Origin of the sequence: Pseudomonas sp. B111 (genome assembly GCF_026428275.1) — a bacterium.
Classification (GTDB): Bacteria; Pseudomonadota; Gammaproteobacteria; order Pseudomonadales; family Pseudomonadaceae; genus Pseudomonas; species Pseudomonas aeruginosa.
The window spans coordinates 2,069,872-2,096,345 of record NZ_CP097857.1 but is presented as its reverse complement, the minus strand read 5'-3'; the positions used below and the strand labels follow the sequence as shown (position 1 = coordinate 2,096,345).

The following is a 26,474-nucleotide window of genomic DNA, read 5'->3' as shown; positions in this document are numbered from 1 at the left end:
GCAGGTCAACGGGCGGCGCGGCGCATAGGCATAGCCTGGGGGCATTCATCCTGTCGAAGGGAGTGCCCATGAGCATCATCGTCACCGGCGCCGCCGGCTTCATCGGCAGCAATCTGCTGCAGGCACTGAACCGGCGCGGCGAGACCGACATCATCGCGGTGGACGATCTCACCGACGGCGAGCAGTTCCGCAACCTGGCGGACGCCGATATCGCCGACTACCTGGACCAGAACGACTTCCTCGAGCGTTACGCCCGCGGCGACTTCGGCACGGTCCGCGCGCTGTTCCACCAGGGTGCCTGCGCCAGCACCCTGGAAAGCAATGGCCGCTACATGATGGAGAACAACTACCGCTACAGTTGCCGCCTGCTGGAAAGCAGCCTGGAACTCGGCGTGCCGTTCCTCTACGCCTCGTCGGCGGCGGTCTACGGAGCCGGCCGGACCTTCCGCGAGGCGCGCCAGTACGAGCGGCCGCTGAACGTCTACGGCTATTCCAAGTTCCTCTTCGACCAGCGTGTGCGGCGGGCGCTGCCGCAGGCGCGCAGCCAGGTGGTCGGCCTGCGTTACTTCAACGTCTACGGGCCGCGCGAGGAACACAAGGGGCGGATGGCCTCGGTGGCCTACCACTGCTACCAGCAATTGCGCCGCGACGGGCGGGTCGAACTGTTCGGCGAACACGGCGGCTTCCCGCCCGGCGGCCACCTGCGCGACTTCGTCGCGGTGGAGGACGTGGCGCGGGTCAACCTGCATTTCTTCGATCATCCGCAGCGTTCGGGAATCTTCAACCTCGGCAGCGGCCAGGCGCGGACCTTCAACGAGGTCGCCCTGGCGGTGATCAATAGCGTCCGCGCCAACGCCGACCAGCCGCCCCTGTCGCTGCAGCAGGCGGTGGAAAGCGGCCTGCTCGGCTACCGCGAGTTCCCCGAGTCGCTGCGGGCGCGCTACCAGAGCCATACCTGCGCCGACCTGGAGCTGCTGCGCGAGGCGGGCTACCGCGACGATTTCCAGAGCCTGGAAGAGGGCGTCGCCGGCTACTGCCGCTGGCCGGCGCGCAGCGCCTGAGGGATCCTGCTCAGCGGCCCAGCGCCCCGCCTACCGGGGCGCGGGCGAAGCGCAGCTCCGGCAGCAGGGTCAGCAGCGCCAGCACCCCGAGGGCCGCGCCGACCCAGAGCGCGCCCTGCAGGCCGAATCCGCCGGCGATGCCCAGGCCGCCGATCCAGGAACCGGCCATCACGCCGAGCATGATGCAGGCAGTGTGCACCGAGTTGACCAGCATGTTGTTATGGCCGACCCGTGCGCCGCGGGTCACCAGCGCCGGGTTCATCGACACCCCGGTCAGGCCGATCACCACCAGCGCCGCCACCGCCACCGCCGGAACCTGTCCGAACAGGGCGAAGGCCACCATCGCGGCGATGGCCGCCAGCAGGCCGAAGGCCAGGACCGCGATGGTATGGCGGTCGGCCAGGCGGCCGACGATGTTGTTGCCCACCAGCGTCGCCAGGCCGTAGACCACCAGCAGCAGCGGTACGGTCGAGGCGGAGAAGCCGCTGACCTCGGTGAGGATCGGCACGAAATAGGTGAAGCCGGCGAAGGTGGCGCCGATCAGCAGCAGGCTGGTGGCGTAGACCCACCATAGATGGGCGTTCCTGAACACCTTCAGTTCCTCGCGCAGCGAACCGCTGCCCGCCGACCCCGGGATCGCCGGCATCAGCTGCAACACCAGCAGGCCGACCAGCACCGCTACCAGCGCCACTGCGAAGAAGCTCGCGCGCCAGCCGTACCATTCGCCCAGCCAGGTGGCGACGGGCAGGCCGAGCACGGTGCCGACCATCAGGCCACCGAGCACCAGCGACGACGCGCGGCCGAACTGGTTGCCTTCGACCAGTTCGGCGCAGGCGGTCAGCGCCACGCCGAAGAAGGCCGCGGCGGCGACCGCGGTGACCAGTCGCGCCGCCACCATCACCGCATAGCCCGGCGCCAGGGCGCCGATGACCTGGCCGACCACGAACAGCGCGATCAGGCCGAGCAGGGCGTTCTTGCGCGGCACGCGGAGCAGGGCGGTGGTCAGCAGCGGGCCGCCGAGCGCCATCGCGCCGGCGTAGAAGGTGACCAGGTAGCCGATCGCGGCGAAGGACACGCCGAATTCGGCGGCCAGCGCCGGCATCAGCCCGGCGACCATGTATTCGCTGGTGGTCAGGGCGAAGATCGCGGCACCGAGCACGTAGACAATCAAAGGCATGTTTCCAGCTCCCGAGCGGTTCAGACGACGATGAAGCGAGCCACGGCGACCTGCCCGTGCCGTGGCCGCGCGATGAATGCACGACGGCGACTCATGCCGCCGACGAACCGAAGCCCTGGTCGGCGCCTTCGGGCAGCACCGTCACGCAGTGGGCGAACAGGTTCGAAGCGCTGCGCACCACGGTCAGCCCGCACTCGGCGAGCAGGGCGTGGAGGCAGGCGCGCGAATACGAGCGCGAGTAGAAGCCGTCGCTGCCGGTGAACACGGTGCCGTCGTCCCGCGCGTGCAGCTCCAGGCCCTGCACCCCGCAACGGCGGTAGTAGCTCTGGCGGACGCGGGTGGCCTCGGCGCTGTCGCCGAACACCGAGACCACCGCCGCCACGCTGCGCTCGGCGAGGGAGTCGAGCAGCCGTTTCGGCTCGCGGAAGTTGCCCAGCAGGTTGAACGGCAGCAGGTAGAGTGCGCGCGAGCCGACCGAGGCACCGCGCCTGGTGTGGTTGAGGATGTCGTCGACCACCGTGTCCGCGCGATCGCTCATGCCCTCGCGCTCGATCCGCGTGCGCAGCGTCTCGATCGCCCGTTGGTCGAGGTCGACGCCGAGATAGCGGGCATTGAGCAGGCGCGCGATTTCCAGCGCCCGGCCGTCGTAGCAGCCTAGCTCGACCAGTGCGTCGCAGCGCAGGTAGGCCATCGCCTCGAAGGTCATCAGGCTTTCCATTTGCAACAACGGCAGCACGTCGTCCGGAAAGTTGGCCAGGGTCATTATCGTCCTCGGTCCGAACTCCAGCTCGTAGAAAGCCGACTCCCGATGCGTCCCGATCGTGAGATCCATGTTCTGACTCACCTCTTCCTCCAGCGAATCTCGCTCTGGTGTTGGTTGATCGAAGGCGATGCGCGTTCCCATGTCCCGGCACCGCCTTCGCCTGGCAGAGAAGCGACGGAACGCCGGCGTTCGCTGGCCTCAGGCGGCGCGGTGCTTCTCGACCAGCTGGAACAGTTCGTCCACCGTTTCCAGCAGGTCGAGTTCGTCGTCGACCCCGGTGACGCCGAACTCCTTGCGCAGCTTCAGCGACAGCTCGCTGACCACCAGCGAATCGAAAGCCAGGTCTTCCATCCTGCTGTCCCGGCTGATTTCCTCCTTCGGCACGCCGCTGGCGACGCTGAGCACGGTGAGGAGATGGTCTTCCATGTCGTTGGGCATTGTTCTTCCCTCTTCAGTCCATTGTCGGAACGATCTTCGGCCAGCGCAGGGCGACCGAACCCCAGGTCAGTCCGGCACCGAAACCGGTGAGGACCATGTTGCCGCCGTCGCGCAGGATGCCTTGGCGCAGGCCGTGGGCCAGGGCCAGGGGAATCGAGGCGGCGACGGTATTGCCCACCTCGGCGATGTTGCTCACCACCCGCTCGACGGGAAGGTCGAGCTGGTCGGCGACCGCCGCGAGGATGCGTGTGTTGGCCTGGTGCGGGACCAGGTGATGGAGGTCCGAAGCTTGCCAGCCGACCCGGTCGAGCACCCGCCGCACCGAGTCGCTCATCTGCGTCACCGCCTGGCCGAACACTGCCTTGCCGTCCATCCGGAAGTAGTTGGAGGCCTGTCCGGAACTGCGTTCGGCGCGACTGACGGCGGGGGTCATCAGCAGGTCGAACTGGTGGCCGTCGCTGCCGAGGTCGAAGGCCAGCAGCGCGCCTTCTTCCTCGGCATCGCCGGCACGCAGCACCACCGCTCCGGCGCCGTCGCCGAACAGTGCGCGGGTCGAGCGATCGGCGGGGTCGAGGGTATGGCTGAAAGTGTCCACCCCGACCAGCAGCGCGCTGTCCGCCAGCCCGGCGCTGATCAGCGAGCCGACGCTGGCCAGGCCGTAGACGAAGCCGGTGCAGGCGGCGGACAGGTCGAACGCGAGCGCGCCGACCAACCCCAGGCGCGCTGCGACCCTGGGCGCGGTGGCCGGGCAGCAGAAGTCGCCGGTGCTGGTTGCCAGCACCACCGCGTCGACTCGCTCCAGCCCCGCCGAGGCGAGCGCGGCGGAGGCCGCCCGCAGGGCCAGGTCGCCGCTGCCGAGGTCGCCGGCGATATGCCGCTGGCGCACGCCGGTGCGGCTGCTGATCCAGGCGTCGGAAGTGTCCAGCTCGGCGGCGAGCATGTCGTTGCTGAGCACGGCCTCGGGCAGGTAGCTGCCCAGGCCGCAGACCACGGCGGCGCGCGGCATGGCTCAGGCTCCCTGGACGATCTTGGCGGCGGCCTCGACCCCGCCCAGGGCCTCGAGGTGCCGCAGCGGATTCCAGAAGTCGCGGTAGAGCAGGATCTGTCCGTCGCGGGTGCGCAGCACCGAGATGTAGTCCTGCGCCAGCTTGCCGCCGGAAACGGTGGCCACGCCGTCGCCATGGAATTCGCCGATGGCCAGGTCGGGGTCGGCGGTCTCGTAGAACTGCACGTCGGTGAAGCGCACGGTCAGGTGCTCGGGAAACAGGCGCATATGCGCCCAGATGGTTTCGCGGCCCTCGAAGCGGGTCTTCCAGCCTGGCGGGGCGTAGGGGAATTCGAGTACGCCTTCCGGATGGAACAGGTCGCACCAGCCACGGGCATCGCCGTTTTCCAGGAGGCGCAGGCTGTGGACGAGAATTTCCTTGGCATTCATTGGGCGATCCTCTCGATCGGGTTGGCGTGGGAGGCGGTGTTCGCCGGGGCGCTGCATCCGGTGCGCACCGGCACGCTGATCAGGGCGCGGAGGAAGGTGATCGGCAGCCATTGCAGTTCCGCGTGGGGCACCGCCAACTGGAGGTCGGGGAAGCGCGCGAGCAGGCGCTGGATGGCGATCCGCCCCTCCAGCCGGGCCAGCGAGGCGCCGACGCAGTAGTGCACGCCGAAGCCGTAGCCGAGATGGCCATCGGTGTTGCGGGTGAGGTCGAGGCGGTCGGGATCGTCGAAGCGCTCGGCGTCGTGGTTGGCGGTCAGGTTGGAGACCAGGATGTATTCGCCGGCGGGAATGGTGACCCCGTCCAGTTCCACGTCTTCCACGGTGAAGCGCAACATCGAGGCGCGCACCGGGCTGTCGTGGCGGACCAGTTCTTCCATGGCGTTGGGCAGGAGTTCCGGCTGCGCCCGCAGCAACGCCAGTTGCTCCGGGTTGACCAGCAGGGTGACCAGCGCGTTGCCGATCATGTTCATGGTGGTCTCGAAGCCGCTCATCATCAGCAGGTGGGCCATGGAGACGAGTTCCGCCTCGCTCAGCTGGCCGCTCTCGTCGGCGGCCTGCACCAGCCCGCTGTAGACGTCGTCGGCCGGCTGCCGGCGCTTGGCCTCGAGCAGCACGCGCAGGTAGTCGACCTGCGCATCGGCCAGGGCCTGGGCCTCCTCCGGCGACAGCAGTTCCGCCTGGCGCTCCCAGGACTGGCGGGCGTGTTCGCGCTCGGCCTCGGGAATGCCCAGTAGCTCGAAGATCACCGCGATGGTCAGCGGGATCGCGAAGTCGGCCATCAGGTCGGCCTGTTCGCGGCCGGCCATGGCGTCCAGCAATTCCTCGGTGATCCGTTCTATATGCGGTTGCAGGCGCTCCACCTGGCGCGGGGTGAACGCGCGGCCGACCAGCGAGCGCAGGCGGGTATGGTCCGGCGGGTCGAGGTTGAGCATGTGGTGGCTGAGTCCCTCGCCGATCCCCGCGCGCGGGCTGCCGGTACGCTTCGCGTAGAGTTCGGCGGCCTGCCGGGCGTCGCGGCGGACGCCCGGATGGTTGAGGACCTTGCGCGCGTCGCGGTAGCGCGTCACCACCCACACCGGATGCTCGGCGGCGCGATGCGCGGGACGCGGCGCGCCGTCCACCTGCAGGCCGTCGTAGAGCGCGTGCAGTGGCGAGATCAGTTCCTCGCCCAGTCTCAGTTTGCGATCAGGCACGTTGCTCCTCCTTCGCCGCCGGGGCGGCGGTGACGATGGGGCGGAACATCCCGTCGATCACGCTATCGGGCAGCAGCCGCGCCAGCAGGGTGCCGCGGCGCACGTCGGCGCCGACCCGGTAGCGGGTCCGCGGCTTGGCCGCGGTGAGCGCGGCATGCACCGCGGCGGCGACGTCGGCGGGCTTGGTCGCGCTGTTGCGCGCGCCGTCCTCGTTGGCCTGGAGGAAGCGCAGGTAGGTATCGCGATAGAGGTCGGCGACGGCGTCGGGGGCGTCGGCCAGGGCGCGCTCGCCCTCGCTGGCGATCTTGCCCCAGATCGGCGTCCAGATCGCCCCGGGGCTGACCACCGAGACCTGGATGCCCATGGGCGCCAGCTCGCGGCGCAGGGCGTCGCTCACTCCCTCCTTGGCGAACTGCGCGGCGGAGTAGGCGCCCAGGTAGGGAATGGCGACCGAGCCGAGGCCCGAGGTGACGTTCACCAGGCGCGCCGCGCCGCCACGGCGCAGCAGCGGCAGGATCGCCCGGGTCACCGCGAGCTGGCCGATCAGGTTGACTTCCAGCTGGCGCCGCAGCAGGTCGCTGGAGACGCATTCCAGCGGCGCGGAAATGCAGATCCCGGCGTTGTTCACCAGGCCCCAGAGCCCGGTATCGCCGACTTTCTCCGCCACCTGCGCGGCGGCCCGGCCAATGGATTCCTCGTCGGTGACATCGATCAGCAGCGTGCTGACCCGGCCGGACGGGCAGGCGTTCGCCAGGCGCTCGCCATCCTCCTGGCGGCGCACCCCGGCGATCACCTGGAAACCCTGTTCGGCCAGGTGCAGCGCGGTTTCCCGGCCGAGGCCGCTGGAGGCGCCGGTGATCAGCACGTGGCGGCCCTGGGGCGAGAGAGGTTTGCTGGTGAAAAACATGTCATTGCTCCTCGAGGGCGGATCGTTGGGGGGCGTGGATCGCCGACAGCAGGGTGCCCAGGCAATCTTCGGCCAGGCGTTCGGCGCGTTCGCCGGGGACCGCTTCGTCGATGTAGGTGAAGTTCCAGAACAGCCGGCCATGGCTGGAGTTGATGGCGGCCACGAAATAGCCGTTCACCGAGATGCCGGTGAGGAACTGCGCGTCGGAGAGGCGCAAGGCGCCGATCCGCTCGGGGAACGGATAGCGACCGATGTTGGAGGAGCACAGGTTGATCGGCCCTTCGGCTTCCATGAAGGCCATGAATGGCCGCGCGTCGGCCATGCAGCGCGGCGCAGCGCTGGCGACCAGGGTGACCAGGTTGAAATGATGGCCCTGGCGACGGCGTTCGCCGAGGTCGTCGGTGAGCGCGCGGGCGACCTCCCAGAACGGTCGGGCGATGTCCAGCACCACCGGTACCGTGGCGACGTAGGTGCCTACTTCGTCGGGGCGCACCGGCGGCTCCAGTTCGTCGCGGAAGTCGATCGGCGAGCCGATGGCGATGTGGCTCGGGCGGCGCTGGTGGTCGTGGCCGGCGGCGATGGCCAGCGCCGCGGTCAGCGCGCCGTGTACCGTGGTGCCGTGTTCGCGGGCGCGTCGTTGCAGCTGTTCCAGCTGCGCGCCGTCCAGCTCCCGGTGCAGCAGGCGGGTACGCCGCGCTTCCAGCGGCACCGGGTTGCTCGGCTCGATCCGGCCCGGGCGGTGGCGGCCGACCAGCGCTTCGTCCTGGGCGGTCTGCTCGGCCAGGCGCGCCGCGCCTTCGTCGCCGGTGAAGCGGCGCGGACGCAGATCCTCCGCCGGCGGCAGGGCGCTGGCGGTCCAGGGTTGCGCGGCGGGGTCGGCGGCCAGGGTCAGCCATTGTTCGGCGAGGGTCAGCACGGTAGTGCCGTCGGCGATGATGTGCGGTACCACGACCAGCAGGTCGTGGGCGCCGGCGTCGGTGGCGATCGCCACGGTACGGATCAGTGGCCCGCTGTCCGGATCGATGCGTTCCGGCAATTCGCGCTCGTTGATTTCCCGCAGCCATTGCTCCTCGCCACCACCGCGCACCTCGCGCAGCGGGATGGGCCGCTCGCAGGGCACCCAGCGCGGGTCGAGCCCGGCATCGTGCTCGATCCGCGCGCGCAGCAGCGGATGCCGCGCCTGCAGCGCGTCGAGGCCGCGGCGCAGGTCGTCGATGGACAACTGGCCATGGACCCGCACCCGGGAAATCACGTTCAGCGCGGAGAACTGGTCGCTGAGCCAGTACCAGCGTTCCACCGCGGACAGCGGGCGTCGTATCTCGGCCATCATTCGACTCCTGGGAAGGTCAGTGCCAGTTCGTTCTGCCGGGCGAAGGTTCGCTCCGGAGCGAAGCGGAAGTAGAGATCGCGGGCGACGGTGCGCAGCGGATGCTCCAACTGCTCGATGCGGCTCAGCGCCCGCGAGGTCTCGACCATCGCCCTGGCGCGGTCGCGACGGCGGTTCTCGTAGGCGCGCAGGGCGGCTTGCGGGTCGTCGATGGTGGCCAGGCAGTGGGCCAGCACCGCGGCGTCTTCGATGGCGATGGCGGCGCCCTGGCCGAGGCTGGTCAGCATCGGATGCGCGGCATCGCCGAGCAGGGTCACCGGGCCGTCGCCCCAGCGCTCGAGGAACGGTCGGTCCTGGGCCGGCAGGCTGCTGATGTCGGCCTCCGGGGTCGCCTCGATGACCGCCTGCACTTCGTCGGCCCAGCCGGCGTAGAGGCGCTGGATGCCCGCCTTGCCGCCGCGCCAGTCCTTCGCCTGTTCGGCCGGCATGTTGCGGGTGCCCCACCAATAGACGTTGCCTTCGCCGATGTCGGCGAGACCGAAGCGCTGCCCACGACCCCAGTAATGGGCGACGTAGCCCGGCGTCACCTTCGGATGGCGGAACGCCGGCGTGGCGCGCCAGATCACGTAGTGCCAGTCGGTGGGACGCTCCGGGCCGGTCATGGTGGCGCGGATCGCCGAGTTGAAGCCGTCCGCGCCGATCAGCACGTCGGCGTGCACTTCGCGGCCGTCGCTGCAGAGCACGGTGACGCCTTCGCCGTCGGCGTGGCGCAGGTAGCCGGTGGCGCTCACGCCCAGTTCGATGCGGCAGTCGCGGGCCTGTTCCAGCAGCGCCTGCTGCAGGCTTGCGCGGTGGATCGCCAGGCTCGGCTGGCCGAGCTGACGGGCCAGGCCGCCGAAGTCGATGGCGCGGATCGGTCGCCCGCGCCGGGTGAGGAACCGTAGCGAGTCGAAGGCCTGGGCGCGGGTAAGGTCAGGGCGCACGCCGACCCTCTCCAGGGCGGTCAGCGCGTTGGGCATCAGCGACAGCGCCGAGCCGACCGCGCGCAGCTCCCTGGCCCGCTCGTAGAGCTCGACCTCGAAGCCGGCGGCCTTCAGGCAGGCGGCCGCGGCGAGCCCGCCGATGCCGGCGCCGGCGATGACGATCTTCAGGGGGTGTCTGCTCATGGGCGGGTCCGTTCGCTGGAGGTGGAGGGTTCGAGCAACGCGGCGATCTCTGCCGCGACCGTCTCGACATAGGGTTCTTTCATCAGCACCAGGTGGTCGCCGGGTACGTCGATCACATCGAGGCGGCCGCTGGTCCAGTGCTGCCAGCCGTTCTTCGGGTCGCCGTAGTGGGTGCCGGCGGCGTCGTGCATCGGCTTCAGCGCCAGCGGCAGCGGGCCGTCCGCGCGCAGCAGGGTCATGTCCTGGTCGCTGACTTCCGGGCGATAGCCGATGAGTGCCTGCCAGCTCGCCCGGAACAGCTCGTAGAGCCGCTGCACGGTGGCGCGCGGGGTGCCGGCGGGAAGTACGCCGGCCTCGATGGCGCGTTCGACGATGTGGTCGAGTTTCTGCTCCAGGCTCGCGCCTTCAGGCAGCGGCTCGACCTCCTCGTCGCTGCGCTCGAACCAGACCAGTTCCCAGTAGAAGAACAGCAGCAGGGCTTCGTCGCTGGCGCTGCCGGCGTGGTTGCGGTCGACGGTGATGGAGTCGAGCACGATCAGTTGGGCGACCGCCTGCGGGTCGAGCGCGCGCAGTTGCCGGGCCATCTCGTAGGCGACGAAGCCGCCGAACGACCAGCCGCCGAGGTAATAGGGGCCTTCCGGCTGCACCCGGCGGATCGCCGCGAGGTAACTGGCGGCGATTTCCTCGAGGACCGCCAGCGGCGTACTGCCCTGGCCGGTGCCGGCCGCCTGCAGGGCATATACCGGCTGGTCCGGCGGCAGTGCGCGGACCAGCGGCAGGTAGCAGAGTACGTGGCCGCCGAGCGGGTGGACGAGGAACAGCGGCGGGCGGCTGCCGCCGGCACGGATCGGTACCAGCGGGTCGAAGGCGCGCACCGCCGAGCGTTCCCGCAGGCGTTCGGCCAGGCCCTCCACGGTCGGCGTCTCGATCAGCGCGGCCATCGGCAGGTCGACGCCATAGCGCTTCTCGATCAGCAGCATGAAGCGCATCGCGCTGAGCGAGGTGCCGCCGAGATCGAAGAAGCTGTCGCGGATGCCTACCCGGGGACGATCCAGCAACTCGCCGAGGAGTCCGGCCAGGGTGCGCTCGTAGTCATCGCGCGGGGCCAGGTACTCGATGTTCGACCCGTGCTCCAGCGGCAGCGCGCGCAGGGCGGCGTCGTCGCGCTTGCCGCTGGGGGTGAGGGCGAAGCCGTCGACCCAGGCGAAGTGTGCCGGCACCATGTGTTCCGGCAGTTCGCTGCGCAGCGCCTGCTTCAGTTCGGCGAGATCCACCGCCTCGGGCTCGCCGAGCAGGAAGGCAGCGAGGAATGCATCGTTGCCCTGGCGCTCGCGAGCCACCACCGCCGCGCCGCGCAGGCCCGGCTGGCGCTCGGCCTGGCGCATGATCGCCAGCTCGACCTCGGCCGGCTCGATGCGGAAGCCGCGGACCTTGACCTGGGTATCGGCGCGGCCGAGCCAGACGATCTCGCCGTTGCCGAGGATGCGACCGAGGTCGCCGGTGCGGTAGAGCCTGGCGCCGGGGCGCCAGGGATGTTCGACGAAGCGCTCGGCGGTGAGTTCGGGGGCGCGGTGGTAGCCGCGCGCGAGGCAGTCGCCGCCGAAGTACAGCTCGCCGGTAACGCCGACCGGTACCGGGCGCAGCGCGGCGTCGAGCACCTGCACCTCGACCCCGTCCAGCGGCCGGCCGATCGGCGGCAGGTCCGGGTAGTGCGCCGGATCGCCGCTCAGCGAGTGGTAGGTGACCTGGTGCGTTTCGGTGGGACCGTACTGGTTCTCCAGCAGCAGCCCGGGCATCGCCGCGCAGAACGTGCGGACGTCTTCGGTGATGCGCAACTGCTCGCCGGAGGACACCACCACGCGCAGGGCGCCGGGGCGTACGCCCAGGGTGTTGGAGGCCTCGGCGAGGCGTTGCAGGGCGACGAAGGGCAACAGCACGCGCTGGACCTGGCGGCGTTCGAGGACATGCAGCAGCGCGGAGGGGTCCATCCGCTCGCGGTTGGAGATGAGTTGCAGCTCGCCGCCGCCGCACAGCGTGGAGAAGATCTCCTGGAAGGCCATGTCGAAGCTCAGCGGCGCGAACTGCAGGGTGCGCAGCCCCGGTACGCCGCTGGCGACGCGCAATTGCCACTGGGTGTAGTTGGCCCACATCCGGTGGCTAAGCTCGACGCCCTTCGGCCGCCCGGTGGAACCGGAGGTGAACAGCAGCATGGCCAGCTCGTCGAGCTGCGGCGCGGCGAAGGTCTCGGGCTCGATGTCGGTGACCAGTTCCTCTACCGGCAGCACCCGTTCCGCCGCGGCTACATGGGCGTGCTCGGGATGCGCGACCACCCGGAACGGCTGTGCGGTCTCCAGGATCAGCGCCAGGCGCTGCGCGGGATAGCTGACGTCCAGCGGCACGCAGACCAGGCCGGCGCGCAGGATGCCCCAGATCGTCGCGATCATCTCCGGCGAACGGTTCAGCGCCACTCCGATCGCATCGCCGCGGCGCGCGCCGGCGCGGACCAGGCGGGTGGCCACGCAGCGCGCCACATGGTCGAGGTCGCGATAGGTCCAGCGTTGCTCCTCGAAGGCCAGCGCGGCGCTGCCCGGCAGCGCCTCGACCTGGCGTTCGAACAGGCTGACGACGTCGACCAGCGGCTCGGGCTGGGAAGCGGCGTCGCGGCGAGGGGCGAGGAAGGCGAAGTCGGCGGCTTCGTCGGGATGCTCGGCGAGGCGCCACAGGAGTTCGACGAAGGTCGCGCCGATCAGCGCGGCCTGGCTGCGGCTGATGCCGCGGCCGTCGCTGTCGATGCGCAGGTACATGCCGTCGCTGGGCGTGGCGATCACGTTGACCAGCAGGGCGAAGTTGGTTTCTTCCCAGACGCGGAAGTCGCGCAATTGCCACAGCGGTTCGAGGACATGCAGGTTGACGTAGTTGAAGGCGCTGCTCAGTTCGTCGCCGACGATCTGCTGGATGGCGCTGAGCGGATAGCGGCGGTGGGCGTGTCCGTCGCGCTCCTGGCGGAACAGCGCATCGGCTACCTCGATCCAGCTACACCCGGCAATCTCCGAGCGGACCGGCACGGTATTCAGGAACAGGCCGACCATGCGGTCGGCGTCGGGCAGTTCGGGGCGGCCGTTGCTGATCGCGCCGGTGACCACGCTGTCGCTGCGGGAGAACAGATGCAGGGTCAGGCAATGGGCGGCGAGCAGCAGCGACTTCAACGGCAGTCCGCGTTGCGCCGCAGTGGCCTTGAGTCGTTCGAGCAGCCCGTCCGGCAGCGCTTCGCGATGGCTGGCCGGACCTTGCGCGGCTTGCGGCTCGTGGGCGCCGAAGCCGTCGAGGCGGGTCATCCTCGCGCCCTCCAGCAGCCCGGTCCAGTACCCCACGGCGGCCGGCGAAGCCAGCGCGGCCAGCTCTTCGCGGACATGGCAGGCCAGCGCCGGCGCCGGGCCCGGCAGCGGCTCGCCACGGTAGGCTGCGACCAGCGCGACGATCAGGTTGGCCACGCTCCAGCCGTCGAGGATCGCATGGTGGAAGCTGAACACCAGGTCCAGGCCGTCCTCGCGGACGAACGCGGCGAACAGGAACAGCCCGGGCTGTTGCAGCGAATAGCGATGGAAGCGGCGTTGGCGGATGTGCTCGTCGAGCACCGTCCCGGCCTCCGGGTTGCCGCGCAGGTCCAGGATCAGCGGTTCGCTGCGCGCCTGGGCATGCACCAGTTGCAGCGGTTCGGATGCGCCGCTGAGGTCGAACGACGAACGCAGCGCGGGATAGGCGGCGACCACCCGGTCCAGCGCGTGGCGGAACGCGGCTTCGTCCCAGGCCAGGTCGAAGCGGTAGTGGAACACGTCGTGGTAGACCGACGAGTCGGGGCGCTGGCGGCTATGGAAGAGCAGGCCGAGACTCAGCCGGCTGGTCGGGAAGGCGTCCTCCAGCCCTTCCAGGCGCGGCTTGTCGACTTCGGAAACCAGTTCGAACGGCTGGTAGCTTCGCTCCGCGAGCGGACGCACCAGGCGCTCGGCGAGGCCCGCCACCGTCGGGTTGCGCATCAGGTCGGCGAGTTCGAAGCCCAGGCCGCGCCGCTGTGCGGCGGCGCGGATGCGCAGCATCAGGATCGAGTCGCCGCCGAGGGCGTAGAAGTCGTCGTGCACGCCGACCTCCGCCACGCCGAGGACATCGGCCCACACCGCCGCCAGTTCGGCCTCGGTCGCCGTGCGCGGCGCAACCGCCGCCACCTGTTCCGGCGGTGCCGGCAGTTGCCGGCGGTCGAGCTTGCCGTTGGCGCTGAGCGGGAGGCTGTCGATGCGCACGAAGAAGGCTGGCAGCATGAAGTCCGGCAGCGTCGCCGAAAGTCCGGCGCGCAATTGACCGGCGTCGAGTTCCGCCGCTGCCACGTAGTAGCCGACCAGGTGCGTGCCGCGTACCGCCGAATCGCGTGCCACGACCGCGGCGTCGCGTACGCCGGGAAGCGCGGCGAGGCGGTCGCGTACTTCGTCGGGTTCGACCCGGTTGCCGCGGATCTTCACCTGGTCGTCGGCGCGGCCGAGGTATTCGAGGTTGCCGTCGGCCAGCCAGCGGGCCAGGTCGCCGGTACGGTAGAGACGGCCGCCGGCGACGAAGGGGTCGGCGAGGAAGCGCTCGGCGTTCAGCTCCGGCCGGTTCAGGTAGCCGCGGGCGACGCCGACGCCTCCTATATATAGCTCGCCGACGGCGCCGAGGGGCTGCGGCCTGAGCGCGCGGTCGAGGACGTACAGGCGCAGGTTGTCGATCGGCCGGCCGATCGGGACCCGCGTGGGGTTGTCGCTGGCGCATTCATGGTCGGACACGTCGACGGTGGCCTCGGTCGGTCCGTACAGGTTGACCAGTCGCACGGCGTCGCCGAACAGCCGGCGGAAGCGCGCGACCTGCAACGGCGCGAGGGCTTCGCCGCTGCAGAACACCAGGCGCAGCGAGCTTGCCGCCGCGCGGGCGGTCGGGTCGCCGTCGAGCAGGTCGAGGAACGGCGTCAGCATCGACGGCACGAAGTGGATGACCGTGACCGCGTCGCGCTGGATGCTCCGCAGCATTTCCCGCGGGTCCTTCTCGGCGCCGGGCGGCAACAGCGACAGGCGGGCGCCGGTGAAGCTCCACCAGAACAGTTCCCAGACGGATACGTCGAACGTCACCGGAGTCTTTTGCAGAAGCACGTCGCGTTCGCCGATCGGATAACGACGCTGCATCCAGTTCAGGCGGTTGACCACCGAGCGGTGCTCGACCATGACGCCCTTGGGCATGCCGGTCGAACCGGAGGTATAGATGACATAGGCCAGGTCGCCGGGCGCCACGTTGGCCGCCGGCAGGTCGCCGGTGCTCTGCGGCAGGCGTTCGAGGTGCAGCACGCGCGTCTCGCCGAGGCTCTCGCCGAGTGTCGCTGCGCGCTCGTCCACCAGCACCACGCGGGCACAGCAGTCTTCCAACAGCAGGCGGACGCGCTCCAGGGGATGGTCGGGATTGATCGGCACATAGGCGCCGCCGGCGCGCTGCACGCCAAGGATCGCCGGCAGCAGGTGGGGACCGCGGGCGACCAGTAGCGCTACCCGCTCGTCGGTCCTCACACCCGCTGCGCGCAGGGCGTCGGCCACGGCCTGGACCTTGGCGTCCAGCTCGGCATAGCTGAGCGTGCCGCCGTCGGCTTCCAGTAGCGCGGTGCGTTGCGGGGTGCGCGCCACCTGCTCGGCGAACAGCGTGGGCAGGGTAGCCTGCTCGGGGAATGCCTGGTCGGTGGCGTTGCGGGTGTGGATCAGTTCCTCGCGCTCGGCGGCCGACAGCGGATCGAGTTCGCCGAGGCGGCGCTCGCCGCCCTCCACCAGGGCGCGCAGGAAGGTTTCGATATGCCGCGCCGCGGCGTCCATGGGGAAGTCGGCGTCGAACACATCGCAGGCGTATTCGAAATCCACCTGCGCGTCGCTGTGCCCGTCGAACTCGGAGACCCAGATGGCCAACGCGTCCGGGTCATGGGCGTGGGTCTGCGCCACGGTCTCGACGCTGGCGTTCGGGATCGCCTGGGCGGCGGGCCAGCGCATGTAGGAAAGGGTGGTGTCGAACAGTGGCGAGGCGCCGCGCAACAGGTCGCCGAGGGGCATCTTCTGGTGGCGCAGCAGCGTCCGGGTCGCCTCGCGCAACTGCGCCAGGAACTCGTCGACGGTTTGTTCCGGCACGGTGCGGATGCGTAGCGGCAGGGTATTGGCGAAGTGCCCGACCACTTGCTTGGCCGCGCGGTCGGCGCGGTTCAGCACCGGTACGCCGAGGACCACGTCGTCGTTCTGGTGGATCCGCGCCAGGTACAGCGCCACGGCGGCGGAGAGGAACAGGAAGGGCGATTCGCCGCGATCGCGGATCGCGTCGAGCAGCGCGCGTTCCAGCGTCAGCCTGTGGCGCGCGGTGCGGCGCAGCCCGGCCGGGCGCCTGCGGGTGAAGAGGGCCGGCTCCAGGCCCTCCAGGGCCTCGGCGAAATAGGCGCGGTCGCCGCGGTACTGTTCCGAACCGGAGTAGTCGTCGGTCTCGAGTTGCGCCAGGAGGGAAGCCGTCGGCATCTGCGCCTGTGGCTCGCCTAGCTCGCCCAGGTAGCCGGCGCGCACCCGGCTGAGGAATAGCTGCAGGCCCCAGGCGTCGCTGACGATATGGTGGGTGCGCACGTAGACGTAGAGCGCCTGGTCGCTATGCAGCAGGGCCAGGTCCACCAGGCTGCGGCCGTCCAGCGGGTAGGCGTGCCGGAAGGCGTCGCGCAACCAGGATCGCACGGCGGCCTCGGGGTCGCGGTCGGCGCGCAGGTCGACGTGGCGCGCCTCGAACTCGGCATCTGTGTCCAGCCACTGGTACGGCGTACCGTCCGTCTCGCCGAGGCGCAGGCGGAACGCCTCGGTGTCTCGCGCCGCCTGCAGCAGCGCCCGTTCCAGGGCCTGGGTATCGACCTCGCCGGTGAAGCGGTCGTAGCTGAAGATGGTGTACTGGTCGAGTTCCGGAAACTGCGCGGCGGCGACCCAGATGTCCCGTTGGTAGGGTGATAGCGGCAAGCGAGCGAAACGAACCATCCCTGCGTCCTCTTCAACAATCCATCGATTCGTCGAACACGGGCACCGCACGCCTCGCCGGACAGGTTCCACCCGTCGACGGTTCAGCGCGCCGTAGCCAGCGTGGTTGGCAGGGAAGCGGCGGCACCCGAAGCAAGAGCGGTGTGTACTATTACTTTTGGCAGGCTCGAAGAAATAGCTGTTAATTCTTGCAGGGTAGCCGCGTTGTTAACTGTTAATTCTGGTAGGTAATTACGAGGCAACTTACAAATCTGTTAGGTTCCGGGAAACGTGCGTCGCGGCCCTGCATGACTATGCTTCACGAGATTACCTTCGCCGGTCTTTTCGAAGTTGAAGCAAGCCTTTCGAAAGTGCCTGGCTGATGCATAATGGGCCGCTCGGAAGAGGCGCATTAACGGATATATATCCGCGCCCTGGCGAACAACGAACGCATGCCCTGAAAGGTTTGCCGGATGGATTACCAACAGTTCCAGGAGGTTGCATGAAAACCGATGACAAGGACCGCGAAGGCGGCGACTCCCACGGCGCCATCGGCGCCAAGCTGATGGAGTACGCGCTCAAGGTCAGGAAGGTGTTCGTCACCGGCGGGGTCGACGAGAAGATGGCCAAGGACGTCGTCCAGCAGCTGCACATCCTCGCCTCGATCAGCGACGATCCGATCTACATGTTCGTCAATTCCCCGGGTGGCCACGTCGAGTCCGGCGACATGATCTTCGACGCGATCCGCTTCATCACACCGAAGGTCATCATGATCGGTTCCGGCAGCGTAGCCAGCGCCGGCGCGCTGATCTACGCCGCGGCGGACAAGGAAAACCGCTATTCGCTGCCCAATACCCGCTTCCTTCTGCACCAGCCGTCGGGCGGCATCCAGGGGCCGGCGAGCAACATCGAGATCTACCGCCGCGAGATCGTGCGGATGAAGGAACGCCTCGACCGGATCTTCGCCGAAGCCACCGGGCAGACGCCGGAGAAGATCAGCGCCGACACCGAGCGCGACTTCTGGCTGAACGCGGAAGAAGCCGTGCAGTACGGCCTGGTCAACAAGATCATCGTTTCGGAACGGGAGATCACGCTGCCTGGCCAGTGAGTTTCCGCAGGCCGGATAAATACGAAGGCGGGCGCGAAGAGCGTATTTCTCGATTCTCTTCTCGCTCGCTTTTCTTTCTTTAATTTCCGATCGATAGGGTAACTTTTCTTACTTTTATTTTGCTTGCTTTCAAAGTGCCATCGGCAAGAGTGGCTGGCTTTTGCAAAGTCTCACGTCGCGCGCCCGTTATTTTCAATCATTCTATCGAGCGCCATTTTTCAGGCTTATGGAAATTACCTTCCGTCTGCCGGCTTGTTTGACTCGACCTGACGTAACAATGGACAAGCGCCGGGAAAGTTCCAGCTTCCGCGGCGCTTGCCGGTATTTCCAGTGAATTGTTTTCAGGCGTTCGCCGCGCGCCGGGCCGCCGGCGAGTTGGCCAGGTATTCCAGGGCTTCCTGGGTATTCGCCTCGTGCTCGGGGTGGTACCAGGGATTGAAGTAGCGGGCGACGTCGCGGAAGGTGTGCGCGAGGTTCGGCAGCAGGCCCTGCTTGCCGAGCCGCCACCAGGTTCGTAGGAATCCCTGGCGCTTGGCGCCGCGCAGGCTCGGGTCCTGGTCGAGGAGGGTGCGGGTGCCGTCGGCGAGCAGGTAGACCAGTATCGCGATGACCAACAGCATGGTCAGTTGCCGGGTGACGAAGCTGCCGCCCAGATGCACGTGCAGGTCGTGGGCGACGCTGCGGTGCTCGACTTCCTCGGCGCCATGCCAGCGCAGCAGGTCGAGCATCACCGGGTCGCTGCCGCGGCGATCCAGCTCCCGGGCCTCCAGCACCCACTTGCCGAGCACGCAGGTGAAATGCTCCACCGCGGCGATGATCGCGCAGCGCTGGCGCAGCCACCAGCCGTCGAGGGCGCGGGTCAGGCGGTTCTGCCCCAGCGGGTAGTCGCAGAGCAGGCGTTCGGAAAGGAAATCCATCTTGTCGGTGAACGGCTTGGAGTCGATGTCGAACCTGCTCAGGTAGCGCTGGATCGCGCCGTCGTGGGCCCGCGAATGCATCGCTTCCTGGCGGATGAAACCCTGCACGTCGTCGCGCAGGCGGGCGTCGCTAACCAACGGCAGGGCCTTGTTGTAGAGGCGGCAGAACCACAGTTCGCCCGAAGGCAGGAGCATGTGCAGGACGTTCATCACCTGGGACGCTTCCGCTTCGCCGGGAACCCAGTGCAGGGGGGTATCGCTGAAGTCGAAGCGGACCTTGCGCTGGACCAGCTTGTGGTGGAATTCGCTCATGGCAGGCTCTCAGGAAGTCAGGTCGAAGCGCGCGAGAAACCGCGTGGCCCAGGGCGCGAAGCGCCATTGCAGGGCGCCGAGGTGCACCTCGCTGCCCACCGAGACCACCGCCTTGTTGCGCTCCACGGCGCGCACCAGCTTTTCCCCAACGGTGTCCGGGCTGAGCCGGCGTCGCTTGTAGAAGCGCTGGATCTTCGCCTGGTGCCGCGCCTGGCGTTCGGCGTCCATGCCGACGAAGCGGGTGGCCTGGACAATGCCGGTATCGACGAAGCCCGGGCACACCGCGGTGACTCCGATCGAACGTCCGGCCAGTTCCGCCCGCAGGCATTCGCTGAGCATCAGTACCGCGGCCTTGCTGGTGGCGTAGGCGGGGTAGTTGCGCGACGGCGCGAAGGCCACGCCGGAGGCGACATTGACCAGGTGCCCCGGCTTGTTCGCCGCGATCATCTGCCGGCCGAACAGGCGGCAGCCGTCGATCACGCTCCACAGGTTGACCCGCAGCAGGCGCTCCCATTCCGCGGGCGAGGTGTCGAGCATCGGTCCGGCCATGCCGATGCCGGCATTGCTGACCACCACATCCGGGACTCCGAGGGTGTCGCGGACCCACTCGGCGAAGCGCTCCATGGCCTGGGTATCGCCGACGTCGACCTGGTAGGCATGGGCCGTGGCGCCAAGGGCGCGGGCCAGTTCGGCGCTGCGTTCGGCGGCTTCCAGGTCGAGATCGGCGGCGAGCAGGCTGGCGCCGCGCTCGGCGAAGCTGAGCAGGGTCGAACGGCCGATGCCGCCGCCGGCGCCGGTGACCACCACCAGCTTGCCGCTCATCGAGCGCGCGTCGGGGCGGACCTGTGCGCGTTGCAGGGCCGGCGGCGACTCGCCGGTTTCCTGGGCGTCGATGAACTCGCCGAGCCAGCCGGCCAGTTGCTCCGGCTCGGCCAGCAGTTGCCAATGGCCGACGCTCGCCTCGCGCCGCCACAGGCGTGGCGCCCACAGGCTGAGGTGCTGAAACAGCTGGGCGCCGACGTAACGGTCGCGGGTCGGTACGATCAGTTGCACCGGCACTTCGGTGTGGCGCTTGCGCGGACGGAACAGGCTGCGGATGAAGTTGCCGCGGTACAGCTTGACCCCGTGCCGGCCGTCGCTGGCCTGGGTCGGGTTGACCTGCGGATGGCGGACGCCTTCGGCGCGCTTCAGGAACTGCGGCCAGAGCCGGGCCAGGCCGACGCTCCAGAGTAGCTCGGGTACGACGGGGGTATGGAAGAAGGCGATGTACCAGGAGTGGAGCAACTGGCCGAATACCGCTTTCAGGGCCTTCGGACTGCACTGCCTGAGGTGTTCGCGCATCCAGAAGCCGACATGGTCCAGGCAGGGCCCGGAGATCGAGGTATAGGACGCGATCAGCGGGCGGCACTGCGGATCGGTGACGCTTTCCCAGGTCTGGATCGAGCCCCAGTCATGGGCCAGCAGGTGCACCGGGCGATCCGGGCTGGTGGCGCGGATCACCGCCTGCAGGTCTTCGCTGAGCCGTTGCAGGTGGTAGTCGCGGCTCCAGCGTGGCTTGTCCGAAGCGCCGGCGCCACGCACGTCGTAGGCGACGATGCGGTAGCGCCCAGCCAGTTGGCGGATCAGCGGCAGCCAGGTCTCGTGGTTGTCCGGGTAGCCATGCACCATCAGCAGCGTCGGCTTGTCGTTGTCCGGCGCGCCCCAGCAATGAACCGCCAGGCGCACGTCGCCGGACTGCACGAACAGCCGTTCCGGCTGCAGGTCGGGGAGGGCGAGGAGCGCGTTCATGCGGCCTCCCGTGCTTGCGGCAGCAGGCCGCGCGCCTGCCAGCGGCGGACGTGCGGCAGGTCGTCGTCGAGCCAGTAGGCGTCGTCTTCGGTGACCACCAGCAGTTCCTCGAACTTGGCGCCCACCCCGCGTAGCCCCAGGTGCGGTTCCACCGCCCAGAGACCGGGCGTCGGCGGGTGCTCGGAGCGCTTGCCGCTGGACCACAGCGGCGACCAGCCTTCGCGCTTGCCGGTGACCAGCGCGTTGCGCGTCAGGGTGTACAGGTTGCGCACGCCGAAGCGCGCCACCGAGGGACCGCGGCGGTTGCCGAGCTTTTCCACGCGATGGGCGAGCACTTCGAAGGGATAGGCCTTGTGCCGTGGCAGGGTGCCCTGGATCACGCAGAGCCGGTCGACCGCCTGGCTGACTTCGGCCAGGGGGCGCCGTTCGCGGACCAGGTCGAGGATGGTGCGTCGGTGTATCAGCAGGTCGTCCATCAGCCGCTCCTGCAACAGGTTGTGGCCGAGCGCGCCGGAGTAGCCGACATCGGCGGTATAGGCGCCGAGGGTCGGCGCGCAGTCGAGGATGAACGGCATGCCTTCCTCCAGGCGCTGCTTGCCGGGGTAGAAGGCCAGGTTGAACCCACCGAGATGACGCAGGCCGTCGAAGCCCTTGAACGAGGTACGGCTGCCGAACCAGGCGAAGGGCTGGTGGAACCAGTCGTCGACGCCGTGATCCTGCAGCCAGGTCTTCATCAGCGCCGCGGCTTCCTTCTCGCTGATGCCGGGGCGCAGTTCGCCGTGGATGGTTTCGCAGCAGGTATAGGCCAGTCGCTGGACCTGGCGGAAGTGATCGAGATCGTCGGGAGTGGGTACCCAGGCGCCTTGGGACATGGCTCTCTCCAGGCTGGCTTGTCGTTATTGTGACATTGATTGATGTCATGGTTGATGCTGGCCCATAAGCAGGCGTTGCGCCAGCCCTGGGAAGTCTCTTCACGCCGGTGTTACGGCACTTGCTACCGGCGCCGGAAGGCCCGGGGCAGAAGGCTCGGGACGTTTCCCCCGGGTTGTGGCGGCGGTGCCGGAGGAGCGGCTGACCGACGAGTCCAGTCTTTGGTTGGCGCCCGCGCATCCGGACGCCGGCAAAGAGCGTTGCGCCCCCGGAGGTTGTGGCCGTTCGGCGGGCCTCGTTATGATCCGCCTCCATGAGCACACCCCTGACCCTCCTGCAGCGCCTGCTGCAACGTGGCGAGCAGCCGTCCGCCGAGGATGCCCGCGAATACAGCGTCGACGAACTGGCTCGCGCGGCCGGCAGCAGCGTGCGCAACGTACGCGCCTACCAGGACCGCGGCCTGCTGCCGCCGCCGGAGCGGCGCGGCCGGGTCGGCGTGTATTTCGACAGCCATCTCAAGCGCCTGCGGCTGATCAACCAGTTGCTCGAACGCGGCTATTCCAGCGCCAACATCAAGGAATTGCTGGAGGCCTGGGAACAGGGCCGCGACCTCGACCACGTGCTCGGCCTGGACCAGGCGATCATCGGCGAGTGGAACCTGGAGACGCCCGGCAGCATCGGCTTCGACGAACTCCAGGCGATCTTCGGCGACGAACTGAACGACCGGGTGATCGACAAGGCCCAGGCGCTGGGCCTGCTGCTGTTCGACGGCGAGTGCATGAAGATCCCCAGTCCGCGGCTGTTCCAGGCCGGGCTGGAGCTGTACCGCAGCGGCATCCCGCTGGAGGCGTTGCTCGATCACCTCGGCGAGTTGCGTAGCGACACCGAGCACCTGGCGGCGGGGATCGTCCGCCTGATCGTCACCCACCTGGTGGACGGCCGCGGCACCGACCTGCTGCCCGGGGCGCCGGACCTGCAGGAGCTGGCCAAGGTGTTCCTGCGCCTGCGCCCGCTGGCGGAACACGTGGTCCAGGTGGAACTGGCGCGCGGCCTCAAGCTGTCGGCCAACGAAATGCTCGGCGAGCGTGTCGGCGAGATGCTGCGCAAGCTGGAAAAGCCTTCCTGACTCTTCTTCAGATCTTCCGCGCCGCCGCCTGGATCTGTTCCCGCAGCCAGGCGCCGGCCGCTTCGCGCTCGGCGTCGCCGCGCCAGATCTGCACGTAGTCGAAGCGCGGGATCGCCAGCGGCGGCTCGCAGACCGCCAGTTCCTCGGGTAGCCGCAGGCGTTCGAGGATGCGCTCGGCGATGGTCAGTACCAGGTCGGTGCCGGCCAGCAGCGCCGGGGCCACGGTGAAGTGCGGCAGGGTCAGCGCCACCTGCCGGCGCAGGCCGCGCTTTTCCAGGGCGCTGTCGACTTCCTCGGCCGGGTTGTCCTGTAGCGAGACGCGCACGTGGCGGGCCGCCAGGTAGCGGTCGAGGGACAGGCCGTCGGGGCGGTCGAACAGGCTGCGCCGACAGACGCAGACGAAACGCTCCTCGAACAGGCGCCTGGCGCGCACGCCCTCCGGAAGCAGGGGGAATACCCCCAGCGCGCAGTCCAGTTGTCCTTCGGCGACCTGCCGGGCGGTTTCCAGGCGCGGTTCCTGGACTATCCCGAAGCTCACCCCGGGCGCCAGCGCCTGTTGCTGGCGCAGCAGCGCCGGCAGCACCACCCAGGCGCCGTAGTCGGACATGCCCAGGCGGAAGTGGCGCCGGCTGCGCTCCGGCTCGAAGGCCGGCCCGCCGATCACCCCGCGCACCTGGTCGAGGCTGGCCTGGAGCTTCGGCGCCAGCTCCAGCGCCAGGCTGGTCAACTGCATGCGGCTTTTCACCCGCACCAGCAGCGGATCGCCGAACAGTTCGCGGAGACGCCCGAGGGCGTGGCTGACCGCCGGCTGCGACATGGCCAGGCGCTGCGCCGCGCGGGACACGTGGCGCTCGCTGAGGAGCGCGTCGAGCACCACCAGCAGGTTGAGGTCGATACGGCGTAGGTCATGAATCTGCTGCATGGAGGATGTACCAACTATCGATTTCCATTCGCGAAGTGGATAGCAAAAACTCCGCTCCAGAGGCAATGGCCGGAGGAGGAGAATCAGCATGCCCAATTATCTGATGGTACTGATGGCAGTTTCGGTGGGCGGCATGGTGGTGCTGCAGGCCGGCAGCAACGCCTTGCTCGGGCGCCTGCTCGGCCATCCGCTGAGCGCCAGCCTGACTTCGCTGGGCGTCAGCCTCGGGGTGGTCAGCCTGGGCCTGCTGCTGGTGCGGGTGCCGCTGCCGGCTACCGCCAGCCTCGGCGGCGCGCCCTGGTGGAGCTGGCTCGGCGGGCTGTTCGGCGCGGCCTACCTGACGGTGGCGATCCTGGTCGCGCCGCGCCTGGGCGCCGCCACTTTCATCGCGTGCGTGGTGGCCGGGCAGATGCTGGTCTCGGCGCTCTGCGACCAGTTCGGCTGGGCCGGTTTCCCGGTGCGCCGTTTGTCCTGGGAGGGCTATCTCGGCCTGGCGCTGGTGGTGGCGGGGGTATTGCTCCTGCAATGGCGGGGAAGAGTGTGAGGAGAGTGCCGGCGAAGGCTGTCAAGTGGAATCTGGCCTAGACCAAAATCTTGATCTGAAATTGTGATGAAGTTGGCATGAATAGTTGTTGCAAAGCGTGTTGAAACCAAAGCGTCTTTTTCCCTCACTAGCGTCGTCGGGGTTCGAACAGCTTGCTGCCGAGTGAGCCTGCGGGCGTCATGGATGCGCTCGGCAGCCCTGTGCCACACCCTGACCTGGTGAGTCCCCCGATGATTTCGAAAAGCAGAAGAAGCTTCATCCGCCTGGCCGCCGGTACGGTCGGCGCCACCGTCGCCACCAGCATGCTGCCGTCGAGCATCCAGGCGGCCCTGGCGATTCCCGCGCACCGCCGGCATGGCAACCTCAAGGACGTCGAGCACGTGGTGATCCTGATGCAGGAGAACCGCTCCTTCGACCACTATTTCGGCACCCTCAAGGGCGTCCGCGGCTTCGGCGACCGCATGGCGATCCCGCTGCCCGATGGCCAGCGGGTCTGGCACCAGAAGGGCAGCAAGGGCGAGATCCTGCCCTACCACTTCGACACCAGCACCACCAGCGCCCAGCGCGTCGACGGTACCCCGCACACCTGGCCGGACGCCCAGCAGGCCTGGAACGAAGGGCGCATGGACAAGTGGCTGCCGGCCAAGACCGAGCGTTCCCTGGGTTACTACAAGGAGCAGGACATCGCCTTCCAGTTCGCGATGGCCAACGCCTTCACCATCTGCGACGCCTATCACTGCTCGTTCCAGGGCGGCACCAACCCCAACCGGCTGTTCCTCTGGACCGGCACCAACGACCCGCTCGGCCAGCATGGCGGCCCGGTAACCACCAACGACCACGACAGCAACGGCCCGGTGGAGCAGGGCTACACCTGGACCACCTATCCCGAGCGCCTGCAGGCCGCCGGCATCACCTGGCGGGTCTACCAGGACATGGCCGACAACTTCTCCGACAACCCGCTGATCGGCTTCCGCCAGTACCGCGCCGCGGCGCCTGACTCGCCGCTGATCGTCAACGGCCTGAGCACCTGGAAGCTCGATGCGCTGAAGCGCGACGTGCTGGCCAACAGCCTGCCGCAGGTGTCCTGGATCGTCGCCCCGGCCAAGTACTCCGAACACCCCGGCCCGTCCAGCCCGATCTGGGGGGCCGAGTACACCTCCTGGGTACTCGACGCGCTGACCGCCAACCCGGAGGTCTGGAGCAAGACCGCGCTGCTGGTGATGTTCGACGAGAACGACGGCTTCTTCGACCACGTCGCCCCGCCGGCCGCGCCGAGCCTGAACAAGGACGGCACGCTGCGCGGCAAGACCACCGCCGACGCCACCCTCGAATGGCACACCAAGGGCGATATCCGTTATCGCAACCAGCCCTACGGCCTCGGCCCGCGGGTGCCGATGTACGTGATCTCGCCGTGGAGCAAGGGCGGCTGGGTCAATTCCCAGGTGTTCGACCACACTTCGGTGATCCGCTTCCTGGAGCAGCGCTTCGGGGTCATGGAGCCGAATATCAGTCCCTGGCGTCGTGCCGTCTGCGGCGACCTGACCTCGGCGTTCAACTTCGCCAACCCGAACAACGAGCCGTTCCCCGAACTGCCCGACACCAGCCAGGCCGACGCCATCGTCGCCAGCCAGATCAAGCTGCCGAAGCCGAAGCCGCCGGCGGTGGCCGCCATGCCCAAGCAGGAAATGGGCATCCGTCCGGCCCGCGCCTTGCCCTACGAGCTGGGCGTGCATGCGCGCTACCGCAGCGGCGGAGACGCGCTGAGCCTGACCTTCGCCAACACCGGCAAGGCCGGCGCGGTGTTCCAGGTGTTCGACCTGCTCGACAGCGAGAACCCGCCGAAACGCTACACCGTTGGCGCGCGCAAGCGCCTGCACGACAGCTTCCAGGGCGACGCCAGCGGCGACTACCACCTGGAAGTGCACGGTCCGAACGGTTTCCTCCGGGTCTTTCGCGGCAACCTGCGGCGCGATCTGGCGGAGCGCAAGGCGCCGCTGCCGGAAGTGCGGATCGACTACGAGCCGCTGTTCGGCAACCTGCGCGTGCAACTGATCAACCGTGGCCGCCATCCGGTCAAGCTGACGGTCAAGGACAACGTCTATCGCCAGGGCGAGCGGCGTACCGTCAACGTGCCGCCGGGACAGCGTCGGGAAGTCCGCTATTCGCTGCGCAGCAGCGGCAACTGGTACGACTTCAGCGTCAGCGCGCAGGGGGCGGACAGCTTCCTGCGGCGTTTCAGCGGTCGCATGGAAGATGGTCGCTCCGGCTTCAGCGACCCGGGCATGGGCCTGGGCACGCTGACCTTCTGACCCGGACGGTCGCGCCG

19 protein-coding genes are annotated in these 26,474 nt (G+C 68.7%); 5 read left to right on the top strand and 14 right to left on the bottom strand.

The genetic code is table 11. The annotated features are described in order from the left end of the window. Positions 1-68: 68 nt before the first annotated feature. Positions 69-1,061 (top strand): ADP-glyceromanno-heptose 6-epimerase, encoded by a 993-nt coding sequence (gene rfaD, locus M6E97_RS09990; RefSeq protein WP_049311285.1) that lies wholly within the window; start codon positions 69-71, stop codon positions 1,059-1,061. Between the two features lie 10 nt (positions 1,062-1,071). Here the strand turns inward: rfaD and M6E97_RS09985 are convergent, their stop codons facing one another. The 10 genes from M6E97_RS09985 to M6E97_RS09940 form a co-directional block, all read right to left on the bottom strand. After that, positions 1,072-2,238 (bottom strand): MFS transporter, encoded by a 1,167-nt coding sequence (locus M6E97_RS09985; protein ID WP_003109309.1) that lies wholly within the window; start codon positions 2,236-2,238, stop codon positions 1,072-1,074. Between the two features lie 91 nt (positions 2,239-2,329). After that, entirely contained in the window at positions 2,330-3,082 is a 753-nt protein-coding gene (locus M6E97_RS09980) for an SAM-dependent methyltransferase (protein WP_003130295.1), read from the bottom strand. A 117-nt stretch (positions 3,083-3,199) separates the two neighbouring features. Beyond that, the gene (locus M6E97_RS09975; RefSeq protein ID WP_003106204.1) at positions 3,200-3,439 is read right to left on the bottom strand and encodes an acyl carrier protein; all 240 of its coding nucleotides are present in this window, start codon (positions 3,437-3,439) and stop codon (positions 3,200-3,202) included. Between the two features lie 13 nt (positions 3,440-3,452). Beyond that, positions 3,453-4,445, bottom strand: coding sequence for a beta-ketoacyl-ACP synthase III (locus M6E97_RS09970; protein WP_003091712.1), 993 nt, complete (start codon positions 4,443-4,445; stop codon positions 3,453-3,455). Between the two features lie 3 nt (positions 4,446-4,448). Continuing rightward, entirely contained in the window at positions 4,449-4,874 is a 426-nt protein-coding gene (locus tag M6E97_RS09965) for a nuclear transport factor 2 family protein (RefSeq protein WP_003091711.1), read from the bottom strand. Beyond that, complete coding sequence (locus M6E97_RS09960; RefSeq protein ID WP_003091710.1) at positions 4,871-6,127, bottom strand: cytochrome P450 family protein; 1,257 nt, start codon at positions 6,125-6,127, stop codon at positions 4,871-4,873. The genes M6E97_RS09965 and M6E97_RS09960 overlap by 4 nt, the downstream gene beginning before the upstream one ends. Further along, positions 6,120-7,034, bottom strand: coding sequence for an SDR family NAD(P)-dependent oxidoreductase (locus tag M6E97_RS09955; RefSeq protein WP_003109310.1), 915 nt, complete (start codon positions 7,032-7,034; stop codon positions 6,120-6,122). Before M6E97_RS09955 ends, M6E97_RS09960 begins: the two co-directional genes overlap by 8 nt. A 1-nt stretch (position 7,035) precedes the next feature. Further along, positions 7,036-8,364 (bottom strand): condensation domain-containing protein, encoded by a 1,329-nt coding sequence (locus M6E97_RS09950; protein ID WP_023443485.1) that lies wholly within the window; start codon positions 8,362-8,364, stop codon positions 7,036-7,038. Next, positions 8,361-9,527, bottom strand: coding sequence for an FAD-dependent oxidoreductase (locus tag M6E97_RS09945; RefSeq protein ID WP_003091709.1), 1,167 nt, complete (start codon positions 9,525-9,527; stop codon positions 8,361-8,363). The genes M6E97_RS09950 and M6E97_RS09945 overlap by 4 nt, the downstream gene beginning before the upstream one ends. Beyond that, positions 9,524-16,582 carry an amino acid adenylation domain-containing protein gene (locus M6E97_RS09940; protein ID WP_033939277.1) on the bottom strand — a complete coding sequence of 2,353 codons (7,059 nt, stop codon included), beginning with the start codon at positions 16,580-16,582 and terminating at the stop codon, positions 9,524-9,526. The genes M6E97_RS09945 and M6E97_RS09940 overlap by 4 nt, the downstream gene beginning before the upstream one ends. A gap of 481 nt (positions 16,583-17,063) precedes the next feature. Between M6E97_RS09940 and M6E97_RS09935 the strand changes: the two genes are divergently transcribed. Next, entirely contained in the window at positions 17,064-17,669 is a 606-nt protein-coding gene (locus tag M6E97_RS09935; protein ID WP_003091706.1) for an ATP-dependent Clp protease proteolytic subunit, read from the top strand. 341 nt (positions 17,670-18,010) lie between these two features. On the opposite strand, the gene M6E97_RS09930 is transcribed toward M6E97_RS09935, so the two are convergent. Genes M6E97_RS09930 through M6E97_RS09920 form a run of 3 tightly spaced genes read right to left on the bottom strand, consistent with a single transcriptional unit; the run spans position 18,011 to position 21,558 of the window. Continuing rightward, positions 18,011-18,898: a metal-dependent hydrolase gene (locus M6E97_RS09930; protein WP_049310492.1), complete on the bottom strand. Its 888-nt coding sequence runs from the start codon at positions 18,896-18,898 to the stop codon at positions 18,011-18,013. A 9-nt stretch (positions 18,899-18,907) separates the two neighbouring features. Further along, complete coding sequence (locus M6E97_RS09925; RefSeq protein WP_033939278.1) at positions 18,908-20,686, bottom strand: SDR family oxidoreductase; 1,779 nt, start codon at positions 20,684-20,686, stop codon at positions 18,908-18,910. After that, complete coding sequence (locus M6E97_RS09920; RefSeq protein ID WP_003110956.1) at positions 20,683-21,558, bottom strand: M24 family metallopeptidase; 876 nt, start codon at positions 21,556-21,558, stop codon at positions 20,683-20,685. Before M6E97_RS09920 ends, M6E97_RS09925 begins: the two co-directional genes overlap by 4 nt. A gap of 311 nt (positions 21,559-21,869) precedes the next feature. Between M6E97_RS09920 and M6E97_RS09915 the strand changes: the two genes are divergently transcribed. Then, positions 21,870-22,682, top strand: a complete 813-nt coding sequence (locus M6E97_RS09915; protein ID WP_009313699.1) for a MerR family transcriptional regulator — start codon at positions 21,870-21,872, stop codon at positions 22,680-22,682. A gap of 7 nt (positions 22,683-22,689) precedes the next feature. Here the strand turns inward: M6E97_RS09915 and M6E97_RS09910 are convergent, their stop codons facing one another. Further along, positions 22,690-23,604 (bottom strand): LysR substrate-binding domain-containing protein, encoded by a 915-nt coding sequence (locus tag M6E97_RS09910; protein WP_003110953.1) that lies wholly within the window; start codon positions 23,602-23,604, stop codon positions 22,690-22,692. 88 nt (positions 23,605-23,692) lie between these two features. Here M6E97_RS09910 and M6E97_RS09905 point away from each other — a divergent pair, with 88 nt between their 5' ends. Together M6E97_RS09905 and M6E97_RS09900 are read left to right on the top strand one after the other, a co-directional pair. Then, positions 23,693-24,148 carry a DMT family transporter gene (locus M6E97_RS09905; protein WP_023517851.1) on the top strand — a complete coding sequence of 152 codons (456 nt, stop codon included), beginning with the start codon at positions 23,693-23,695 and terminating at the stop codon, positions 24,146-24,148. 230 nt (positions 24,149-24,378) lie between these two features. Further along, positions 24,379-26,457 (top strand): phosphocholine-specific phospholipase C, encoded by a 2,079-nt coding sequence (locus tag M6E97_RS09900; protein ID WP_003113149.1) that lies wholly within the window; start codon positions 24,379-24,381, stop codon positions 26,455-26,457. Positions 26,458-26,474 lie beyond the last annotated feature (17 nt).